Origin of the sequence: Mycobacterium sp. 1482292.6, assembly GCF_001672995.1 — a bacterium.
GTDB classification, from domain to species: Bacteria; Actinomycetota; Actinomycetes; order Mycobacteriales; family Mycobacteriaceae; genus Mycobacterium; species Mycobacterium europaeum_A.
In genome coordinates, this window is record NZ_LZKV01000024.1 from 1 (window position 1) to 746 (window position 746).

Consider the following 746-nt stretch of genomic DNA (forward strand, 5'->3'; position numbering starts at 1 on the left):
CCTGGGGCTGGCCGAGCGGCTCGCCGCCGAACGCCGCCGCTACGTCGAGGTGTTCTCCGCTGGTCAGGGCGATGGCGTGGGGCGTCGGAACGGCGTCCGTCGAACTGGTCATGCAGGGCAGCCTAACGGCCGCCCGGCACGACAGCAAGCTGGCCCAGGTGCTCTACCACGACTGGGAAGCCGAGACCTACGACGACAAGTGGTCGATCTCCTATGACCAGCGCTGCATCGACTACGCGCGGGGCCGCTTCGACGCCATCGTGCCGGACGAGGTGCGGCGCGAGCTGCCCTACGACCGGGCCCTTGAATTGGGTTGCGGCACTGGGTTTTTCCTGCTCAACCTGATCCAGTCCGGGGTGGCCCGGCGCGGATCGGTGACCGACCTGTCGCCGGGCATGGTCAAGGTCGCCACCCGCAACGGGCAGTCGCTGGGCCTCGACATCGACGGCCGGGTCGCCGACGCCGAGGGCATCCCGTACGAGGACAACACCTTCGACCTGGTCGTCGGCCACGCGGTGCTGCACCACATCCCCGATGTGGAGTTGTCGCTGCGCGAGGTGATCCGGGTGCTGCGCCCGGGCGGCCGGTTCGTCTTCGCCGGCGAGCCGACCAGCGCCGGCGACGTCTACGCCCGCGAGCTGTCCACCCTGACCTGGCGCATCGCCACCAACGTCACCAAGCTGCCCGGCCTGGGCAGCTGGCGGCGCCCGCAGGCCGAGCTCGACGAATCGTCGCGGGCGGCGGCG

At 70.8% G+C, this 746-nt stretch carries 1 protein-coding gene; it reads left to right on the top strand.

Annotated features, from left to right (window positions below):
• Nucleotides 1-71 precede the first annotated feature (71 nt).
• The coding region (locus A5624_RS01460) for a class I SAM-dependent methyltransferase (protein WP_156748729.1) at nucleotides 72-746 on the top strand (675 nt) is incomplete at its 3' end.